General features: G+C 47.1%; 16 protein-coding genes. 11 read left to right on the top strand and 5 right to left on the bottom strand.

The annotated features are described in order from the left end of the window. The first annotated feature begins 476 nt into the window (after positions 1-476). Genes LRR81_RS07530 through LRR81_RS07515 form a run of 4 tightly spaced genes read left to right on the top strand, consistent with a single transcriptional unit; the run spans position 477 to position 3,257 of the window. Positions 477-1,184: a DUF969 domain-containing protein gene (locus LRR81_RS07530; protein ID WP_231788731.1), complete on the top strand. Its 708-nt coding sequence runs from the start codon at positions 477-479 to the stop codon at positions 1,182-1,184. Continuing rightward, positions 1,181-2,143 (top strand): DUF979 domain-containing protein, encoded by a 963-nt coding sequence (locus LRR81_RS07525; RefSeq protein ID WP_231788730.1) that lies wholly within the window; start codon positions 1,181-1,183, stop codon positions 2,141-2,143. The genes LRR81_RS07530 and LRR81_RS07525 overlap by 4 nt, the downstream gene beginning before the upstream one ends. Before the next feature lie 19 nt (positions 2,144-2,162). Next, positions 2,163-2,810, top strand: a complete 648-nt coding sequence (pcp, locus tag LRR81_RS07520; protein ID WP_231788729.1) for a pyroglutamyl-peptidase I — start codon at positions 2,163-2,165, stop codon at positions 2,808-2,810. 24 nt (positions 2,811-2,834) lie between these two features. Further along, on the top strand, positions 2,835-3,257 hold the full coding sequence (locus tag LRR81_RS07515; RefSeq protein WP_231788728.1) for a VOC family protein: 423 nt from the start codon (positions 2,835-2,837) through the stop codon (positions 3,255-3,257). A 303-nt stretch (positions 3,258-3,560) separates the two neighbouring features. Here LRR81_RS07515 and LRR81_RS07510 read toward each other — a convergent pair whose 3' ends face one another. From LRR81_RS07510 to LRR81_RS07495, 4 genes are all read right to left on the bottom strand, one after another. Beyond that, positions 3,561-4,025 carry a methylated-DNA--[protein]-cysteine S-methyltransferase gene (locus LRR81_RS07510; RefSeq protein WP_231788727.1) on the bottom strand — a complete coding sequence of 155 codons (465 nt, stop codon included), beginning with the start codon at positions 4,023-4,025 and terminating at the stop codon, positions 3,561-3,563. Next, positions 4,018-4,902: a DNA-3-methyladenine glycosylase family protein gene (locus LRR81_RS07505; RefSeq protein WP_231788726.1), complete on the bottom strand. Its 885-nt coding sequence runs from the start codon at positions 4,900-4,902 to the stop codon at positions 4,018-4,020. The genes LRR81_RS07510 and LRR81_RS07505 overlap by 8 nt, the downstream gene beginning before the upstream one ends. Then, entirely contained in the window at positions 4,889-5,467 is a 579-nt protein-coding gene (locus LRR81_RS07500) for a bifunctional transcriptional activator/DNA repair enzyme AdaA (protein WP_231788725.1), read from the bottom strand. Before LRR81_RS07500 ends, LRR81_RS07505 begins: the two co-directional genes overlap by 14 nt. A gap of 131 nt (positions 5,468-5,598) precedes the next feature. Next, positions 5,599-6,528, bottom strand: a complete 930-nt coding sequence (locus LRR81_RS07495) for a magnesium transporter CorA family protein (RefSeq protein WP_231788724.1) — start codon at positions 6,526-6,528, stop codon at positions 5,599-5,601. A 126-nt stretch (positions 6,529-6,654) separates the two neighbouring features. Here LRR81_RS07495 and LRR81_RS07490 point away from each other — a divergent pair, with 126 nt between their 5' ends. From LRR81_RS07490 to LRR81_RS21200, 6 genes are all read left to right on the top strand, one after another. Continuing rightward, positions 6,655-6,882: a hypothetical protein gene (locus LRR81_RS07490; protein WP_231788723.1), complete on the top strand. Its 228-nt coding sequence runs from the start codon at positions 6,655-6,657 to the stop codon at positions 6,880-6,882. A gap of 206 nt (positions 6,883-7,088) precedes the next feature. Then, complete coding sequence (locus tag LRR81_RS07485) at positions 7,089-8,921, top strand: NTTRR-F1 domain (protein ID WP_231788722.1); 1,833 nt, start codon at positions 7,089-7,091, stop codon at positions 8,919-8,921. Positions 8,922-9,167: 246 nt separating this feature from the next. Next, positions 9,168-11,516, top strand: a complete 2,349-nt coding sequence (locus LRR81_RS21210) for an NTTRR-F1 domain (RefSeq protein WP_269448558.1) — start codon at positions 9,168-9,170, stop codon at positions 11,514-11,516. A gap of 69 nt (positions 11,517-11,585) precedes the next feature. Continuing rightward, positions 11,586-12,800, top strand: coding sequence for a hypothetical protein (locus tag LRR81_RS07470; RefSeq protein WP_231788721.1), 1,215 nt, complete (start codon positions 11,586-11,588; stop codon positions 12,798-12,800). Between the two features lie 362 nt (positions 12,801-13,162). Further along, entirely contained in the window at positions 13,163-14,356 is a 1,194-nt protein-coding gene (locus tag LRR81_RS21205; RefSeq protein ID WP_269448557.1) for an NTTRR-F1 domain, read from the top strand. A 132-nt stretch (positions 14,357-14,488) separates the two neighbouring features. Further along, complete coding sequence (locus LRR81_RS21200) at positions 14,489-17,398, top strand: NTTRR-F1 domain (RefSeq protein ID WP_269448556.1); 2,910 nt, start codon at positions 14,489-14,491, stop codon at positions 17,396-17,398. 47 nt (positions 17,399-17,445) lie between these two features. On the opposite strand, the gene LRR81_RS07445 is transcribed toward LRR81_RS21200, so the two are convergent. Further along, positions 17,446-18,330 carry a GT-D fold domain-containing protein gene (locus LRR81_RS07445; protein WP_231788720.1) on the bottom strand — a complete coding sequence of 295 codons (885 nt, stop codon included), beginning with the start codon at positions 18,328-18,330 and terminating at the stop codon, positions 17,446-17,448. A gap of 84 nt (positions 18,331-18,414) precedes the next feature. Here LRR81_RS07445 and LRR81_RS07440 point away from each other — a divergent pair, with 84 nt between their 5' ends. Beyond that, positions 18,415-19,491 carry a glycosyltransferase gene (locus tag LRR81_RS07440; protein ID WP_231788719.1) on the top strand — a complete coding sequence of 359 codons (1,077 nt, stop codon included), beginning with the start codon at positions 18,415-18,417 and terminating at the stop codon, positions 19,489-19,491. Positions 19,492-19,545: the final 54 nt, after the last annotated feature.

Genomic DNA, 19,545 nt, shown 5'->3' with positions numbered 1-19,545 from the left:
TAAGGGCTGGTTTTGAGAAAATAAAGGCCGGTTTCGGGAAATTCTCTCTGCCATTCGAGAAAAAGAGGGCGGGGTTCGGAAATATGGGTTTTGTTCGAGTTTGAAAAATGAATTATATCTTGGTAAAAAGGATTTTTGCGGCTCTGTGAGTGAGGGGGCACTTTAGAGAGGCGCAGAATCTTTGGCGGGTTCTTTGTAACCGGCTCTTCGGGAAAATAAGGGCTTCTTTTGAGAGAATAAAGGCCGGTTTCTGGAAATTCTCTCTGCCATTCAGGAAAAAGAGGGCGGGAATTTTACATTTGCAAAAATCATTTTGGCCATAGATATTAGTCAATGTGCAACTTTTAAATCTGAAGATGATCCCGAAAGTCCAACATTTTTATGCTCCTATCTATGTTAAAATTAAAATATTTAGAAAATGAATAATTTTTCGGTAAAATAAAATTCATCATGTTTACGAAGAAGGGAGTCAGTTTATGGTCTTTATTGGGGTTTTACTCATTATAGTTGGGTTTTTGCTCAGGTTTAACGCGGCAGTTGTTGTAACGGTTTCCGCCCTTGTAACAGGCCTGATTGCAGGAATTCCGGTTTATGATCTTATTTCAAAATTTGGAGAAGCGTTTACGACGAACCGGTATATGTCGATTTTACTTGTGACGCTTCCTGTGATTGGAATCCTTGAAAAGAATGGCCTGCAGCTGCAGGCGGCAAAGCTGATCGGCAATATCAAGACGGCTACGGCTGGAAGAGTTCTGATGATGTATTTGTTCATCAGGGAACTTGGGGCAGCTTTTGGCTTGAACAGCCTTGGCGGACATCCGCAAACAGTCCGTCCTCTTGTCGCCCCGATGGCAGAGGGTGCGGCAAAAACGAAATACGGTGAGGTGCCTGAAAAAGAAGAGCAGGAAATCCGGGCGCAGGCTGCTGCGGCAGATAACATCGGGCTGTTTTTCGGAGAAGATATTTTTGTCGCAGTCGGAGCCATTCTTTTAATGAATGGATTTTTCAAACAAAACGGGATTGCGGCAGATCCGATTGCCATGGCGCTATGGGGGATCCCGACAGCGGTGTTTGCATTTATCGTACATATGATCAGGCTGCATTTCTTTGACCGAAAGCTGGACAGGCAGCTCGGAAGCAGAACAGCTGTTAAGAAAAGGGAAGAAAAGGGGCGCAGCTTATGATCTTTTCAGTTGAGATGATTTATATTTTAATGGGCATCATTGTGCTCGGATGCTCGGTTTATCTTTTTACTGATAAAACGAACAACCGCCGCATCACATCTGGCTTGTTTTACCTGATTTATTCCATCACGCTCATGTTCGGCGCTGTGCTGCCGCCATTTTTCACAGGTCTTCTCGTCATTATTATGGTGGTATTTATTGCAGGCGGAGGCTTGAAAAAGAGCATCCATGTGGAGGATGAAACTGCGGTCAAAGAGGAAAGGCGGAAGCGGTTTGGCGGCAGATTGTTTTTGCCAGCGATCTTAATTCCGATCCTGACAATTGTATTTTCAAAGCTTTTAGGAACAGTAAAAATCGGCAGTCTATTCCTGCTGGATCAGGCCAACGCTACAATGGTCGCGCTTGGATTGGCGTGCGTAATTGCTATTATCACTGCCATGGGCATGACAAAGTCAGGACCGAAAACAGCTGTAAAAGAATCAAGAAGGCTTCTTGAATCGATCGGCTGGGCGGTGGTGCTGCCGCAGCTGCTGGCTACACTTGGAACGATTTATGCAGCCGCAGGAGTGGGTACAGTTGTATCAAATACAGTGAAAACCTTTATCCCGGAAAACTCCCTGTTTTGGATCGTTGTAGTGTTCTGTCTAGGCATGGCGCTTTTCACCATGATCATGGGGAATGCCTTTGCGGCTTTTCCAGTAATGGCAGCAGGGATTGCCATACCGATGCTCATCAATCAGTTTGACGCAGATCCCAACCACATTGCAGCGATTTCCATGTTCGCCGGCTATTGCGGAACACTTATGACGCCGATGGCCGCAAATTTCAATATCGTCCCTGCGGCCCTGCTGGATCTAAAGGATAAATACCACGTCATAAAGGTACAGGTGCCGACAGCGCTTGCTGTATTGGTGTTCAATATTCTCCTGATGTATGTTCTCGTTCTTTTAAAAGTATAAGAAAAAAGGAGGAAACAGGATGATGAAAAAAGTGCTATTAACCGGATTTGACCCGTTTGGCGGCGAAGAAATCAATCCTTCATGGGAAGCAGTGAAGCGCCTGGACGGGATTCAGACAGAAAACATTGAAATGATGGCTGTGCAGCTGCCGACTGTTTACAGGGAATCCATTGCCATCCTCGAACAGCAGATCAAAAAGCATCAGCCTGAAATCGTGATTTGTGTTGGCCAGGCAGGGGGCAGGCTCCATGTGACGCCTGAAAAGGTGGCGATCAATCTGGATGATGCGAGAATCTCGGATAATGCCGGCAATCAGCCGATTGACAGGGAAATCGCAAGCACTGGTCCTGCTGCTTATTTCACAGGGCTTCCAATTAAGAGAATGGCAGAGCGGATGAAGGAAAACAACATCCCGGCATCTGTCTCCTATACAGCAGGGACATTCGTTTGCAACCATATCTTTTACGGGCTGATGGATTATATCCACCGCACCTCATCCACGATTCGCGGCGGATTTATTCATATCCCGTTTATCCATGAACAGGCGATGGACAAGCAGGCTCCGTCGCTCAGCCTCGACACGATTGTGAAAGCGATCCGGATTGCTGCTGTTACAGCTGCTGAAAATGAGGCAGATCTTCATATCGTTGGCGGAACCACTCACTGATGAAAAGGGGAAGGAGGAGGCTTGATGAAGCTTGATCATACGGGAATAGCGGTGCGCAGACTGGAAGAAGCAATCGAGATTTACACGAAAATTCTTGGCGGCCGGCTCACGGAAAGATATACAAGTGATAAGCCGGGTGTGGAAACACATATTGCTGTGATAGAGCTTGAAAATCAAGTTATTGAGCTCCTTGAGCCAACGTCCAAAACCTCCCCGATTGACAGGTTCATCAGGCAAAAGGGGAAGGGTGTTCACCATCTTGCTTATGAAGTGGAAGATCTAGAAGCTGCTATTCAGAAATATGAGGCAGAGGGTATCACGTTTTTAAAGGATACGTACAGAACAAATCCTTTTGGCAGAAGGCTGATCTACATGAACCCTGTCCACACTCAGGGGCAGATTATAGAATTGTGCGATTATCCAAATAGAAGAGGACCTCAATCGTGAGGTCCTCTTTTTCTCCAGCGCTTGTCGGGGCAGAGCGGCTTGCGCTTTTCTCATTGTCCAGCTCCAGCCGCTAGCCCCTCGAGGTCATAAGCCGGTCATCCAGAGAAAGGAAAAAACGCCTTTCTCCGGCTGCCCGTCTTATGCTTGTCGGGGCTGAACGAGCGGCTTGCGCTTTTCTTGATCCAGCTCCAGCCGCTAGCCCCTCGAGTCGCTTCGGAAAATCCCAAAAAGTCAAAGACCGGACTTTTCGTGATTTTCCTCCAGCGCTTGTCGGGGCTGAACAAGCGGCTTCCGCTTTTCTAATTAATATTTCTGTTCATGCTCCAGCAGCCATTTTTTTCGCCAAAGTCCGCCTGCGTAGCCTGTGAGGCTGGCGTTGGAGCCGATGATGCGGTGGCAGGGGATGACGATGGTGAGTTTGTTTTTGCTGTTGGCGTTGCCGACAGCTCTGATGGCTTTTTCGTTTCCGATGACTGTGGCGATGTCCCGGTAGGAGCCGGTTTTGGCATAAGGAATACTGTTCAGGGCGTTCCAGACAGAGGTTTGAAAGACGGTTCCATTGAGTTTGTAAGGGAGATTAAACTCCTTGCGCTTGCCGTTAAAATATTCATCAAGCTGCTGGTAGCAATCCTTCATGACGGCTGGCGTATTTTCCTCCATCACATATTCCGTTGTTTCTTTTTCAGTAAAAAGGATAGAAGAAATGGCGGTTTCGTCGCCGATTATTTCAAGTATGCCAATCGGTGATTGGTAATCGAGTTTATTCATATAGTGACCTCCATAAGTAAAAAACAGCATATGCCTGCCAGCCTTCCCAGCGGGCGGCGAGTTTTTTGATTTGATCTAGTGCAGGCTTTTCCGGCAGATTCAGCTGGGCCTTCAGTGCATTGTGAAGACCGGCGTCGCCAATTGGAAAAGCAGCGGTCCTTCTAAAGGATTTCATCATCACATAGTCTGCCGTCCAGGCGCCGACTCCTCTGATGGACATCAGCGTGTTCCTGACCTGCTGATCATCCAGCTTCTGCAGGGCTTTTTTTGCCAGCTCGCCGGACGAAACGGCTTTTGCTATGCCAATCATATACTCTGCTTTTCTGCCTGTAAACTGAAGCTTTCTTAAATCATCCGTCTGCAGCTCTGCAATGGCTTCCGGCTGCGGAAACAGCCAATAAGTTTCATTTAGAATAGTGTGTTTTTCACCATATGCCTCGACCAGCCGCTTTTTTAGCGTGTAAGCAAAGGTTAGGTTGATTTGCTGTCCGATGACGGCCCATGAGAGAGCTTCAAACAAATCAGGAATGCCGGCAATTCTCAAACCCCTGTAGTTCTCAGTGAGAGCCCAGAGAACCGGGTCCAATGCAGCCAGCTCATAAAACGGGGTCAAGTCACGGTCCAAATCAAGCCATTCCTGAATATAAAGGCCGGCAGCACGCTTGCCTTTTTCAGAGATATCTCCTAAGAATGATATTTTCAGCCCTTCAGAAATTCTCACCAGGATCAGTTCGCCGTCACTTTTCAGCAGTTTATATAAATGGCCGTCCTTTATCGAATGAGTGGTCTCCGTGTCTGACCTTCCTAAAAAGGAGAGGCACTCTCCGAAATGGAAGTCTGCGGGAGCCTGCAGGCCGCTGTATTCAGCCCATTTCATCCGGCAGGGCTCCTTCATTCCGGAATTCGCTGGGCGAACAGCCCTTAAGCCTGCGGAAAATTTTATAGTAGTTAGAGGGGCTGTGGAAACCGGCCTCATGGCAAATATCGAGATTGGTCATGGCAGTATGCTTCAGCAGGTATGCCGCTTTATCTGTTCTGATCCGGTCGAGATAGGTGCGCGGCGTTTCTTCTGTTTCTTTTTTGAAGACCCTTTCGAGATAAAAAGTGCTGATGCCGACATGGTCCGAAATGTCTTTCAGCTGCAGCCTCTGCTTGTAGTTTTTTGCCAGAAAAAGAATGACATCGTGAACGAGAGCTGCTTCAGGAGATTTTTCTGTTTCCGGCTGGCATCTCTTGCAGGCGCGGTAGCCGGCTGTTTCTGCTGCCTGTATATGATAATAAAATTCAACGTTCTGCTTTTTCGGCTTTCTGGAGCGGCAGGAAGGCCGGCAGTAAATTTTGGTCGTTTTTACCGCTGTATAAAAAAGCCCGTCATATTTGCGGTCGCAGGCCATAATTTTTTCCCACATTTCTTCAAAGGAAAAATGAATAGAGTCAGTCATAATATCGGCCTTCCTTTCTGTACATTTCAGTATAAGCTTATTTTATCACCCGCAAGCATCCATTATCGTCCTCATTCTTGCTGTTACAGTCTAAAAAACCCCCATCTGATTTTAGAGGGGGGTTAGTCACTTCAATTCTTTTTGCGGTCCCACTTCGGTTTTTGTCCGACCCATCCTTTTCCTTTCATATAAAGGTAAACCCAAATGGTTGAAAGAATGATGAGAGCAAGAGCCATCGGGTAGCCGAGCGGCCATTCCAGTTCAGGCATCATCTTGAAATTCATTCCCCATAATGCGCCAAGAGCCGTTAACGGGGTAAACATAACAGTAAGAATTGTTAAAGAGCGAATGATTTCATTTCCTCTTTGGGAGGAGAAAACCTCTTCCAGGTGAATGAGTGTATCGATTTCTTCCTGATATTCTTTAATCAAATAGGAAGCTCTTTGCGTTTGCTTGTCTAATCTGATGTATTCGTTATTTACCGCCAGCTTTTCAAGAAAAGCTTCTTCTTCGCCTTTTACAATTTCAGTAATGGGAAGGATGTAGCTTTTCCACTTCAGAAGGGATTGGCGAAGGTCGTAAATTTTTAAGAGCACGCTGCTCTTTCTTTGATGCACTTCATCGAGCACCTTTTTCAGCTTGCTCTCGAAATGATCAATCCCGTAAAGATAATTGTTCATCACACCTGATAGAAGGACGGCAAAACCGTCAACGGCGTCCTCTACCTTATCCAATTTCAGGAACACCCTGTCACTGCGCTGTTTTTTCAAAATGTCAAAATCGAAATTGACCGTGATCAGCATTTTCTTTGTTAAATAATAATGAAAAATCCGGTTATGATCTGCCTCATCAGGATCAGGAGCATAAAGCAGGGTGCCGCAGACCAATTCCTTTCCTTCTTCAAGTGTGCCGATCCGCATTTCATTGTCTTCTCTCGTGTTCATATTTTTAACCCATCTGCTTGCAATCGGGCAATTGTCCGTTAGTTCCATAATTTTTTCAGCATTTTGTGCTCCAGAATCGAAATTGTACCATTCCCATTGCGGAAATTGATTGTACATCCCGGCACCCCCTATTGATCTCTTTTCTTTCAACAGTTGCCATTATTGAAGAAATGTAAACCTTCTGTATGAATTGGTGCGTTTAACAAATCAGGATAGGGGCTATTAGAGATACAAGGGAAATAGATGGAGTCAGGAGGAGTTAGAATAAGATCACTATACGAAATCCATAAGGATTATGAATCTATTGTCATCAATCGTGCAATGGATAGAAAGCAAAAAATGTTTAGACTGGCTGCATTAATGGATGAAATTAATTTAACTTATAAGCTGTACGAGGACTGGCCAAAGCAAAAGGAGCAGAAAAACCGAAAAGTTGTCTCCCTTTACAGAAAAATTGCCAACAGCCGATAACCTCCTCTATTTCCTTAAATAAAATGAGCGATTTCAACATTTCAATAGTTATAGAAGAGAGGAATACTGTCCCTGGGCAGTATTCCTTTTTTGCTGGGTGAAAACATAATTAATGATTATTGAGTCAAAAAACCATATCCCACAGCTTGCATTATTCATAGAATAGACAGAACTGAATTTGCAGATTGGAGGATTAATGTTTACACATGGCTATTTTAAACTTAATTTTAAACGGCGGATTTGAAACAGGCACTTTCCCGCCATGGATTCCGCAAAATGCTACCATCACAACAATAAAAGCTCATACTGGTTTTTTTTCAGCAAGGCTGCAGGCAGGTCCAGTATCCTATATAGCGCAATTTGTTCCTGCATCACCAGGCGAAAGCTATGAATTCCTCGCTTCTTTCGCAAAGGTTGGAGCGAACCCTTCCGCTCCTGTACAAGTCCAGGTCAATTATCTGGACGCTGCCAATAACTTTATAGGGCAGGGGCTTTTTTTAGACATTGCACAGGGAGGTATTCCGGCTAACGAAAATTCAACCTGGCTGGAAGTCTACCAGACTGCTTCCCCTGCGCCCCCTGGTACAACTCAGGCATTTGTGCTCATCAACACAATTATCCCTTCAGGCACTGCCGCTGATATTTTAGTTGATGATGTTGCTTTATTGAATGCAGCGGGCGGAGGAACAGGGACGACTGGTGCAACGGGAGCAACCGGCAGCACTGGGGCGACAGGGAATACGGGAGCAACAGGACCAACGGGAGCAGGAGCCACGGGAGCAACAGGCGCAACAGGAGTAGCCGGCCCGACAGGAGAAACGGGAGCGACCGGTCCGACAGGGGCAGGAGCCACGGGAGCAACAGGCGCAACAGGAGTAACCGGTCCGACAGGAGAAACGGGAGCGACCGGTCCGACAGGGGCAGGAGCCACGGGAGCAACAGGCGCAACAGGAGTAACCGGTCCGACAGGAGAAACGGGAGCGACCGGTCCTACTGGAGCAGGGGCCACGGGAGCAACAGGAGCAACAGGAGTAACCGGCCCGACAGGAGAAACAGGAGCGACCGGTCCTACTGGAGCAGGAGCCACGGGAGCAACAGGAGCAACAGGAGTAACCGGTCCGACAGGAGAAACGGGAGCGACCGGTCCTACAGGGGCAGGAGCCACGGGAGCAACAGGCTCAACAGGAGTAACCGGCCCGACAGGAGAAACAGGAGCGACCGGTCCTACTGGAGCAGGAGCCACGGGAGCAACAGGAGCAACAGGAGTAACCGGGCCAACAGGACCAGGGACTGGAGAAACCGGAGCAACAGGAGTCACCGGCCCAACAGGAGCCACGGGAGCGACCGGTCCAACTGGAGCAGGAGCCACGGGAGCAACAGGCGTAACAGGAGTCACCGGCCCGACAGGAGAAACGGGAGCGACCGGTCCTACAGGGGCAGGAGCCACGGGAGCAACAGGCGCAACCGGAGTAACAGGGCCGACAGGAGCCACGGGAGCAACAGGCGCAACCGGAGTAACAGGGCCGACAGGAGCCACAGGAGCAACAGGCGCTACCGGAGTAACAGGGTCGACAGGAGCCACGGGAGCAGGAGCCACAGGAGCAACAGGCGCAACAGGCGCAACCGGAGCAACTGGCCCAACGGGTGCCCCAACCCTTGCCTTTACTAATAATAATGGTCCAATTGCTGTTTTCCCTCCAAGTGCAGAGGTTACAGTCGTTGCGGTTACAACACCACTTACAGCTGGTCAAAATGTTAAAGTTGATTATGCTTTAGCCATCGAGGAAAATGCAGCTGCCAATAATACCCTAACTGTTGAATTCAGAATTTATCGGAACGGCACCCTGATTACCACTAGAACACTTAATAGGACACTGCAATCTGCAGGCATCCAACGGTTTGATATTGGCAACACCTATGTAGACACTGCCCCGTTAACTGCTTTAACAACTTACGAACTTCGGGTAATTGTTACAGCGGCTACAAATGTTAACTCAGCTGATGCTGTTAACAGGTATATGAACTTGGTTAAATTTTAATCAACCAGAAACCTGAATTTGATTAAATTCTAGGATCAAATTCACTATCTTTTCCAAAAAAGATTTAGCGATTCAAAAAGTAAAATAGTAAACGAGGGATACTGTTCCGGGCAGTATTCCTTTTTTGCGTCTTACAAAACAGAGATTTAATTGAAAATTAATACATCCCCCTAAGGCAACTGAAGTGGAACAAGCATAGGATGGAGGGATTCAAAATTTTAATAGAATGGAGGAAAAGTGACGGTAATGGCCATTCAAAATTTGATTGTTAATGGCAGCTTCGAAACGGGAGCATTTCCACCGTGGATTCCATCCAATGCGACGATTACAACTTTAAATTCTCATACTGGCTTTTATTCTGCAAGGCTTCTTGCAGGACCGGTTTCCTATATCGCGCAAGTTGTCCCGGCGGCGGCTGGTGAAAGCTATGAGATCCTTGCATCTTTATCAAGCGTTCAGGATGAAGACCCTGATATTGATCCTTCAGCACCAATTCAAATATCAGTTCTATTTCTAAACAGCTCATCCGCATTATTGGGTACAGGAATTTTGCTCAATATTCCGCTTGGGCATATCCCTGATAATGCTAATGATACCTGGCTTGAAGTATATGGAACGACAACCGTTGCACCTGCTGGCACTACACAGGCTTTTGTCCTGATTACAACTCTGCTGACAGGTTCGATCGAAGCAATTGACGTACTTGTCGATGATGTAGCATTGATTGCAGTAAGCGGAGGCGGCGGAGGATCTACAGGCTCAACCGGTGTCACTGGAAGTACAGGTGCAACAGGAAATACAGGGGCAACGGGAGCAACAGGTCCAACTGGAGCGGGCGCGACAGGAAGCACTGGCGCTACTGGAAATACTGGAGCAACAGGGAACACCGGAGCAACGGGAGGAACAGGACCGACTGGAGCAGGAGCAACCGGGGTGACAGGAAGCACAGGAGATACGGGAGCAACGGGTGTGACCGGCCCAACAGGAGCAGGAGCAACTGGGGCAACAGGAAGTACAGGTGCCACTGGAAATACCGGAGCAACAGGCGTAACCGGTCCAACAGGAGCAGGAGCAACCGGAGCGACAGGAAACACAGGAGCGACAGGTGATACCGGAGCTACGGGCGTAACGGGACCGACTGGGGCAGGAACAACAGGAGCAACAGGAAACACAGGAGCAACAGGTGTAACAGGTCCGACAGGAAATACCGGAGCGACCGGAGCAACAGGTGATACCGGAGCAACAGGTGTAACTGGCGCAACAGGTTCAACAGGCGCAACAGGAGCAACAGGAGCAACAGGTTCAACAGGAGCAACAGGCGCTACCGGATTTGGCGCAACAGGAGCAACAGGAGCAACCGGGGTTACCGGCCCAACAGGATTATTCAGTCCGAATGCCACGATTGTTGCGGTTGGCCCTAACGTAAATTCCCAGTTCAGCGAATTAAGAACAGCAGAAAAAACACCTGTTATTGAATTGATTTCTGTATACGGTGTTTCAGTCCTTCGCGATATTACAACGACAACAGGCAATGGCTCAGTATCAAACAATGCAACTGAATATATTGTCAGCACTACAGGGCTTGGCGGAGACAGTGCGATTCTGGACAGTGCAGAACGCGGAAGATATGAGCCAGGCTATGCGGGTGAAGCAGGCATTGGTGTAAGGCTGCCTTCTCCTCCGACTGGATCACAGGTTGCCCGCTGGGGATTATTTGATGATCAAAATGGAGCGTTCTTCGGACAGGATACAACAAACGGTATCTTTGTGGCGATCAGAAGAGCCGGTGTTGATACCATTATTCCTCAATCATCCTGGAACGTTGATCAATTAAACGGCACAGGTCCAAGCGGCGCTACACTTAATCTCGCTAAAGGTAATATTTTTCAGATTGTCTTTACATGGTACGGATACGGAGTCATTGAGTTCAGAGTTGTTTTGCCGAACCCTCTGACATTGGCACAGCAGGTCGTAACGGTAAACCGTTTCTCGCCAACAGGCCAAACAAGCTTGGCTGATCCAAATCTTCCGCTGCGTGCACAGGTTGCCAACAACGGAACACCGGCACCTCTGAATTTGTTTGTCGGCGGACGGCAGTACAGCATCATCGGAAATTTCAACCCGACATTCCGCATTACCTCAGAAAGACGGCAGGTTGCTGTAACCGGTACAACATTGACGCCGATTTTGTCCTTCCAAAGAAAAGCCATATTTCCAACAGGTTCAGCCAGAGCAAACTCAGTCAGCGTCAAGCTTGAAGGAATTGACTTGTTAACTTCGTCTGATATTTATTACCAGGTTCTTCTTAATGCCACAGTGAACGGAACTTATGTCAACTTCCCGACAGCTACCACAAACATCCCGACGAATGAGACCGCGCTTTTAGTTAATAACACATCCACAACCGTTTCCGGCGGCCAGGTTATTCTGCAGGGTCTTGCAGGAGGCGCTGAAGAGCAGAGCAGGGTTCTCGCATCACAGCTGCTGCTTGATTTTGAACTTCCTGACAATACAACGATTACGCTCGCTGTAGCGAACCTCACAGCAGGCACTAACACCGTTGCCGGCACATTCAGGGTGACTGAAGAGTGGTAGCCATAGTTTTAAAGGAAGGCTGGATAACAGTCTTCCCGAAGTACAAATAACAGAAAAGGAGGATACTTTGTGGCAGATATCAGCATTAATAATGTAGGTCCTGATGTCAGTTCCCAGTTTGACGAGCTCAGGGTTGCAAGAAAATCTCCTGTTATAGAATTGACCTCTGTTTACGGTGTCTCAACACTTCGGGATATTGTGACCGTAAACGGCGGCGGAACAGTAACCAATACTTCAACCGAATATGTTGTCAGTACCGCAGCCGGTGCATCTGACTTTGCGATTCTGGACAGCGCTGAGCGCGGCCGCTACGAACCAGGGTACGGATGCGAAGCAGGAATTGGAGTGCGCATTCCTTCTGCTCCGGCCGGCGGGCAGTTTGCCAGATGGGGGCTTTATGACAGCCAGAACGGCGCCTTTTTCGGCACAAGCAGTACCGGCGTGTTTGTGGCAGTGCGCCGGGGCGGTGCCGATACCGTTATTCCTCAAGCATCCTGGAATGTAGACCCACTAAATGGAACAGGACCGAGCGGCGCCACTTTAAACCTGGCAAAGGGCAATATTTTTCAGATTGTGTTCACCTGGTACGGGTACGGGATTATTGAATTCCGTGTCGTACTTCCAGATCCGACCACAGGCGCTCAGGAAGTTGTAACGGTTCACAGGTTTAACCCAGTTGGGCAAACAAGCTTTATTGACCCGAACCTTCCGTTAAGGGCTGAAGTAAATAATAACGGCACTGGAGCTGCCTTCAGCCTGTTTGTAGGCGGCAGACAATACAGCATTATCGGTAAATTTGATCCGGTATTCCGCATCACTTCAGAAAGAAGAACAGTGACAAACGTCACATCGACTCTTGTTCCGCTTATTTCTTTTAACCGGAAGCCGGTCTTTCCGGCTGGCTCGGCAAGACCGAACTCAGTTCAAATAACTCTTGAATCCGTAGAGATTTTGACAGATGCAGATTTGGCTTTTCAAATCCTTGTTGGTGGAACGATAAATGGTGCATTTGTTAACTTTCCTACTGCAACAACCAATATACCGACAAATGAGACCGCATTGCTTGTAAACACAACTGCTACCTCGATTACAGGAGGAGAAGTAGTTTACCAGGGACTTGCTGGAGCAGGAGTAGGTGAAGAATCATCACGTGTCTTAATTACTCAGGAGCTTTTGGATTTTGAAGTGCCGGATAATTTATTTGTTACTCTTGCGGTGGCTACCCTTGGGGCTGGCGGGGAAAACACAGTGACAGCTGTTTTTCGTGTAACAGAGAATTGGTAAACGCATTGGGAGACAGATTGTTTTTCAGATCTGTTTCTTTTTTCGTTTTTACAAGACATCAGCCAACTCTCTTTGGAAATAAGAAATGCAACCATTTCGTTTTGTCTAGCAGATTCATATGATAAAGAGATTAATTTTAGTTTTAGAGACGATGCAGCAAGGAATCTTTCTGTTTCAATCGATAGAATTTGTACAAGCATCAGTGATGTTTTCAAGCTTGATCTGTCTTGAATTTTGGCAGTCCAAGCAACAACACGCTTATTTCAACATTAATAAATAAGTGAAGCATCATCTATTCATTAAAATTCTCTCTAAATCTAACATTTTTCCAAAAAAAATATAAAAAGGAGGAATGCACTTACATGTCACTGCAAAATTTGATTATTAATGGAGGCTTTGAATCGGGAACCTTTACTCCATGGACTCCGCAAAATGCTTCCGTTACAAATACAGCATCACACTCAGGGTTCTTTTCTGCCAGTTTGCAAGGAGGAGCAGTTGTTTCCTATGTATCACAGATTGTTCCCATTTCTGCTGGGAATGGCTTTGAATTTCTTCTGTCCCTGGCGAAAACCTCTGCAGCCCCTTCCCCTGATGTCCAGGCACAGGTTACTTTCTTGGACAGCGGGTTCAATTCTTTGGCAACCGGCTTATTTTTAACCATACCGGCAAGCAGAATCCCGGCAGCTGCCAATGATACATGGCTTGAAGTCTATCAGACAACACAGGTATCACCGCCTGGGGCAGCTTTTGCTTTTATTTTGATTAATACCCTTCCTTTAGCAGGAACAGCAAATGTGCTTGTGGATGATGTGGCGCTGCTTAATGCTGTGGGAGGTTCTGATGGTTCAGGAACAACAGGAGCAACTGGTGCCACAGGTGCCACAGGCAATACTGGGTCAACGGGAGCCACAGGTCCAACAGGATCAGGAGCGACAGGTGCCACAGGAGCAACAGGCAATACAGGAGCGACCGGGGCAACCGGGCCGACAGGAGCTGGGACTGGAACAACAGGAGCAACAGGCAATACAGGAGCGACTGGTGCAACAGGGCCGACAGGTGCTGGAAATGGAATTACGGGGGCTACTGGGGTAACTGGAGCTGCTGGAGTCACAGGAGCTACAGGTGCAACGGGTTCATTTTCATCAGCTTACATCAGTGTATTTTCAACAAGTGCTCAAACCGTTACAGCAGGCAATCCTGTGGCATTTAATGGTGTAGTGGTTTCTTCCAATCTTCTTTTTACAGGCCCAAGTACAATCACGATTATTACTCCTGGTGATTATCATTTTGAATTTGGCGTATTGCTTATTGGTCCGGTAGAAGCTGCATATGGAGTCAGTGCCACTGGCCGTGTTAGGGATAATGCACGCTTTGGTATGAACATTGATAATTCATCCCAGCAGATTCTGACAGGACAGGGGATATCAAGGTTCCTTGCAGGAGACACCATCACATTGCGGAATATTGGAACGACTGATGATTCATTGAATAATAATGAAGATTCTGTTCCAGTTATCTCCGCCTATTTTAATCTTACTAAAATCTCCCCTTAATAAAATTGATTTTAAACCGTTTTGCTAGTCAATGTGTTAATCTGCGCAGGCCTCTATTTTTGTCCATATAAGCATTAGCAAATGAATAGAAGCCTGCAATCTTTTTTTATGATAAGGAGGAATAAAAGCCAAATGTCAATACAGAATTTCATTATCAATGGCGGCTTTGAAACAGGAACACTGGCACCATGGAATCCTCAAAATGCCACTGTAACAAACACCGTCTCCCATTCAGGTTTATTCTCTGCAAGATTGCAGGGAGGAGCTGTTGTTTCTTTTATTGACCAAGTAATTGCTGTTCCGGCAGGAAACAGTTTTGAGTTTCTCGTTTCACTCGCTAAATCTTCTGCAGCACCTTCTCCAGGGGTTCAGGCGCAGGTCGTTTTCCTTGATAGTTCTTTTAATGTTTTAACTACGGGATTGTTTCTTACGATTCCTTCCAATAGAATTCCCAATGTATCAAATGAAACCTGGCTTGAAGTCTATCAAACTACATCGGTTTCCCCGCCCGGCACAGCTTTCGCTTTTGTGCTGATCAACACCCTTCCGCTTGCAGGCTCTGCAGATGTATTTGTGGATGATGTGGCACTGCTGAATGCTGCTGGGGGAGCATCAGGTGAAACTGGTGCGACTGGAGGAACAGGAGCTACAGGTAGCACAGGAGCCACAGGAGGAACAGGAGCAACTGGGGCAACCGGATTAACAGGAGCCACAGGCCCAACAGGCGTGGGGATTACAGGAGCAACGGGATCCACAGGAGTCACAGGTGAAACAGGAGCAACCGGTGCGACCGGATTAACAGGAGTCACAGGTCCAACAGGCGTGGGGGTCACAGGAGCAACGGGGTCTACAGGAGCAACTGGGGCGACCGGATTAACAGGAGTCACAGGTCCAACAGGCGTGGGGGTCACAGGAGCAACGGGATCCACAGGATCAACAGGTGAAACCGGTGCGACCGGATTAACAGGAGTTACAGGTCCAACAGGCGTGGGGGTCACAGGAGCAACGGGGTCTACAGGAGCAACAGGTGAAACCGGTGCGACTGGATTAACAGGAGCCACAGGCCCAACAGGTGCAGGGATCACAGGAGCAACCGGAGTAACAGGAGCAACTGGTGAAACAGGATCAACAGGCAGCACAGGAGCAACCGGATCGACAGGGGCAACAGGAATTACGGGCCCGACAGGACCGGGAACAGGAGAAACAGGAGCTACAGGAGCTACAGGAGCCACAGGCCCAACGGGAGCAACCGGAGAAACTGGCGCAACCGGAAATACAGGAGCCACAGGCCCAACGGGGGAAACTGGCGCAACCGGGGCAACAGGAGCTACAGGTCCGACAGGCCCAACCGGTGAAACCGGGGCAACAGGAGCCACAGGAGCTCCGCCTATTTCTCAATATGGCTATGTATTCAATACAACCAATCAAAATGTTCCTTCCGGTGCGGCTGTTACTTTTAATACAAATGGTGTTATTAAAGGCAGCATTATTCACCCTATTGGGGAAGCCGGCATTTCTATTGGCACAGCAGGGGATTACGCCGTTACATTCTCTGTTTCAGGTGCAGATGCAAATGAGTTCGGCATCTTCTTAAACGGCGTTCAGCTGACTGGAGGAAACTATGGTTCCGGAAGCTTAAATCAGCAAAATAACGGGCAGGCAATTGTCGCTGTCACAACTGTTCCGTCTGTATTAACAATTAGAAATATTACGGCAGCAGCTGTTTCCCTTCAAACGATCCCTGAAACGACAGAAAACAGCATTACTGCTTCTGTGTACCTTGAGCTATTAAATCAGCGGATTTCAGTCACAGTTTCAACAGCGGCTGATTTGAATACGGCATTAAATAACTCAGCTGTTGATATTATTAATCTTACACCTGGTTCATACGATCTTTCAGCGTTTCCTGCAGCTGTTCGGACAACAGCGGTAACCCTGCAAAGCACGGCGCCTGGCGCACAAATTACGTTTGCTCCACTGCAAAATCTCGATTTTATTACGATTGGATCCAATGTTACCCTTGTAACTAACACCATTTATAATGATACGCAAAAGCAGTTCTTCGCAGATATCCCAACAGCCGTTGCAGGAGCCAATCCAGGAGATCTCATCATCATTTTCCCAGGCTCTTATCCTCAGGCTGCGCCATTAACCATCAACAAGCCGCTTACTATTAAAGGAACGGCGAAAGATACAGTGAATATTGTGTTTTCAACGATAACAGATGAACCGAGCTTGATCATCGCTTCCAGTAATGTCACATTGGATGCGTTGAATATCTCAGCACCAACTCCTTCCAGTGGTTCAAGCAACTCACTTATCAATATTCCGCTTGCAGCCTTCCCGAATACGTTTTACTCAGATATTTCGATTACAAGTTCAACTCTCAGCGGCGGACGAAGAAATGCCTTCATTAATGCCAATAACCTTTCGCTCTTGGATAATACGATTATCCAGCCGGGCAGCACGCTTGGCGGCTCCAGAAACTCCATTCAGTTCCAGGCAGTTGGCGGAAGAACGGTTATTGCAGGGAATACCTTCCAGGGCGGCACGTTCGCAAGGGGTATGCTGACATTTGAAGGTACGCCGACATCAAATGGCGATATTATTATCAGGGATAACATTGCAACTGGATTCACGCAATTTGCATTGTTTAATACAGCATTCACAAATGCCTCTATTCTCATTGATTCCAACATTATAACCAATCCTTTAAAAGACCCGTCTATTGCTTCCAGTACCATCGTCTTCCTGGGCACACTTGATTTTACTCAAATTGATTTTATCCGGATTCAAAACAATGATATTAACAACTTGTCACCGAATGAACTGGCAGTATTTCTCGATTATAACTTCGGCGGCACAAACGTACCGAGATTCCAGCAAATCAAAGTGTTCAGCAATATCTTAAACGTCACCCTTCCTTGGGGAGCGCCGACAGATACGGTCGATCCGAATTATCCAGTCGGTTTCAGTGCAGGAGCTCCTGTTGGAACAACACTCAATATTTACGAATTGGTTTTGAATACTGTTCTGCAATAATGGAAAGAAAAAACGGACACTGGTTTTTGCAGTGTCCGTTTTTTCTGTTATTCTCTCCGCAGCGTATACGTTCCTTTCAGCAGTTCATCCATCAGATGGCCGAAATCAAGGGCTGTCTTTTTTTGTTTGGCGAGGGCTGTGCAGATGGGGTTGGCTGAAATCCCTGCTGATACAAAGGCAGCGTCGAATTCGTATTTGGCGGCTTCTGCTAAAGCATTCGGCACATCCTTGATGCCGTTGACCGGGATGACACCGGCAATTTGATTGTAGCCAAGAGCCTCGAAAAAATTTTTCCCCTCCGCCATTCTGTTGCCGATTAAAAGAACGCGGCAGTTTTTGAGAATGTGATCATATAGAGTGGTTCTGCTCAAAAAGTAATTGACTGAGGAACCGGTCAGCGCCATCTGCTTCAGAGGCCATCCGTGGTGCTGCGCAAGCTTTATGAACATCGTCTGGTAGCTTGGAAACCTGACAACAGGTATGCCGATTAAGTCAGCATCTGCTACACATTGCAGTAGCTGATCGCGTGACTCAGGATCTGGAATATGGACGCCTGCATATTGAAGAAAATCAAAATGAGGAAAAGCCTTCAGCTGCTCTGTAGAAACCAGAATGTCGTGGGCAAGGGTAACCAATTCTCCGTCTCCCATTCTGATAAAGGAGAATCCATTGCCGTCTTTTAGTCTATCTCTAATTTTTTTTTCTACTGCATCGACTGTCTGAAGCGGGATGATCTCCCCTGCGAGCTTTTCAATGCCCGCTTTTATAATGTCATCAAGGCAAAACGGCAATAGCCTTGCTTCGCCGACAGCCTGATCCACTTTGTATTCGCCGCCCATGTAATAAGCGTCCTCCACTATGCCGAGATGGGGAACACCGATAAGTTCGATCCTCTCCCAAACCTTTTCATCGTAATAATACACAACATCCATCCTTTCGCCTGTTTCCTTCCGGTTCTTTATACAAGTTTCAGCTGCATACATATTGGTGAAGAATCGGAGGAGGAGCTGACAGCATTGGTTACTATCAGTTTATGCATGATTGTTAAAAATGAGGAGGATTCTCTTGGCCGGTGCCTGGAATCGGTCAGGGATATTGCCGATGAAATTAATATTATCGATACAGGATCAACGGATAAAACAAAAGAAATTGCAGGGAAATATACAAAGCGGATTTTCGATTTTAAATGGGTGGATGATTTTGCGAAGGCGCGCAATTTTGCCTTTACGAAAGCGACAAAGGAATACATTCTCTGGCTTGACGCAGATGATGTGTTCCTTGAAAGTGACAGGGAGAAGTTTAAAAAACTGAAAAAAACATTGGACCCCGCCTATGACTCTGTCACGATGGAATATCACCTTGCTTTTGATGATCACGGCAATGTAACCTCAAGCCTGAGGCGGAACCGTCTTGTGAAAAGAAACAGGCAATTTCAATGGATCGGCGCGGTTCATGAGTATCTTGAAGTATTCGGGAATATTTTCAACTCGGACATTGCCGTTTCCCATAAAAGCATTCACCATGATTCAGACAGGAACCTGCGAATCTATGAAAACCGCCTTAAGCAGGGGGAAGTCTTTTCGCCAAGGGATCTTTATTATTTTGCCAATGAGTTAAAAGACCACAGAAAATTCAAGCGCGCGGCAGAAAAATACGAGGAGTTTCTGAAAACAGGGCAGGGCTGGGTCGAGGACAACATCGGCGCCTGCAGCAAACTCGCTGACTGCTATGAGGTGCTGAGCGACAAAGACAAAAGCATACAGTCTGTCCTCCGAACTTTTTTGTATGACGTTCCCCGTCCTGAGGCGTGCTTCAGGCTTGGCTACTATTTGTTTGAAAAAGGGCTTTTCCATCAGGCGATCAACTGGTATAAGCTGGCGATTGAATCAGAGGTGCCTTCCTCCAACTGGGGATTTCAGAACAGAGCCTACTCCACCTGGCTGCCGCATATCCAGCTTTGCGTATGCTACGACAGAATTGGAGATTACGAGAAAGCCAATTTCCATAATGAAGAGGCGGGGAAATTCAGGCCGAATGATGCCAATTATCTTCATAATAAAGCGTATCTCGAAGGTTTGCTGAAAGGGAAATAGACATTTTTCTATAAATTCTGCCAAATTAGCTGTTTGCTTCTTTTCCTTAAGGGT

It is taken from the genome of Metabacillus kandeliae, assembly GCF_021166585.1.
Taxonomy (GTDB): domain Bacteria; phylum Bacillota; class Bacilli; order Bacillales; family Bacillaceae; genus Metabacillus_B; species Metabacillus_B kandeliae.
Note: the sequence above shows the minus strand (reverse complement) of the source record. Positions and strands in the feature narration are given on the sequence as shown.

Excerpts from the sequence above, each read along its gene's own strand:
- LRR81_RS07530 (WP_231788731.1), top strand. The coding sequence starts at position 477 with ATGGTCTTTATTGGGGTTTTACTCATTATAGTTGGGTTTTTGCTCAGG.
- LRR81_RS07525 (WP_231788730.1), top strand. The coding sequence starts at position 1,181 with ATGATCTTTTCAGTTGAGATGATTTATATTTTAATGGGCATCATTGTG.
- pcp (WP_231788729.1), top strand. The coding sequence starts at position 2,163 with ATGATGAAAAAAGTGCTATTAACCGGATTTGACCCGTTTGGCGGCGAA.
- LRR81_RS07515 (WP_231788728.1), top strand. The coding sequence starts at position 2,835 with ATGAAGCTTGATCATACGGGAATAGCGGTGCGCAGACTGGAAGAAGCA.
- LRR81_RS07510 (WP_231788727.1), bottom strand. The coding sequence starts at position 4,025 with ATGAATAAACTCGATTACCAATCACCGATTGGCATACTTGAAATAATC.
- LRR81_RS07505 (WP_231788726.1), bottom strand. The coding sequence starts at position 4,902 with ATGAAATGGGCTGAATACAGCGGCCTGCAGGCTCCCGCAGACTTCCAT.
- LRR81_RS07500 (WP_231788725.1), bottom strand. The coding sequence starts at position 5,467 with ATGACTGACTCTATTCATTTTTCCTTTGAAGAAATGTGGGAAAAAATT.
- LRR81_RS07495 (WP_231788724.1), bottom strand. The coding sequence starts at position 6,528 with ATGTACAATCAATTTCCGCAATGGGAATGGTACAATTTCGATTCTGGA.
- LRR81_RS07490 (WP_231788723.1), top strand. The coding sequence starts at position 6,655 with ATGGAGTCAGGAGGAGTTAGAATAAGATCACTATACGAAATCCATAAG.
- LRR81_RS07485 (WP_231788722.1), top strand. The coding sequence starts at position 7,089 with ATGGCTATTTTAAACTTAATTTTAAACGGCGGATTTGAAACAGGCACT.
- LRR81_RS21210 (WP_269448558.1), top strand. The coding sequence starts at position 9,168 with ATGGCCATTCAAAATTTGATTGTTAATGGCAGCTTCGAAACGGGAGCA.
- LRR81_RS21205 (WP_269448557.1), top strand. The coding sequence starts at position 13,163 with ATGTCACTGCAAAATTTGATTATTAATGGAGGCTTTGAATCGGGAACC.
- LRR81_RS21200 (WP_269448556.1), top strand. The coding sequence starts at position 14,489 with ATGTCAATACAGAATTTCATTATCAATGGCGGCTTTGAAACAGGAACA.
- LRR81_RS07445 (WP_231788720.1), bottom strand. The coding sequence starts at position 18,330 with ATGGATGTTGTGTATTATTACGATGAAAAGGTTTGGGAGAGGATCGAA.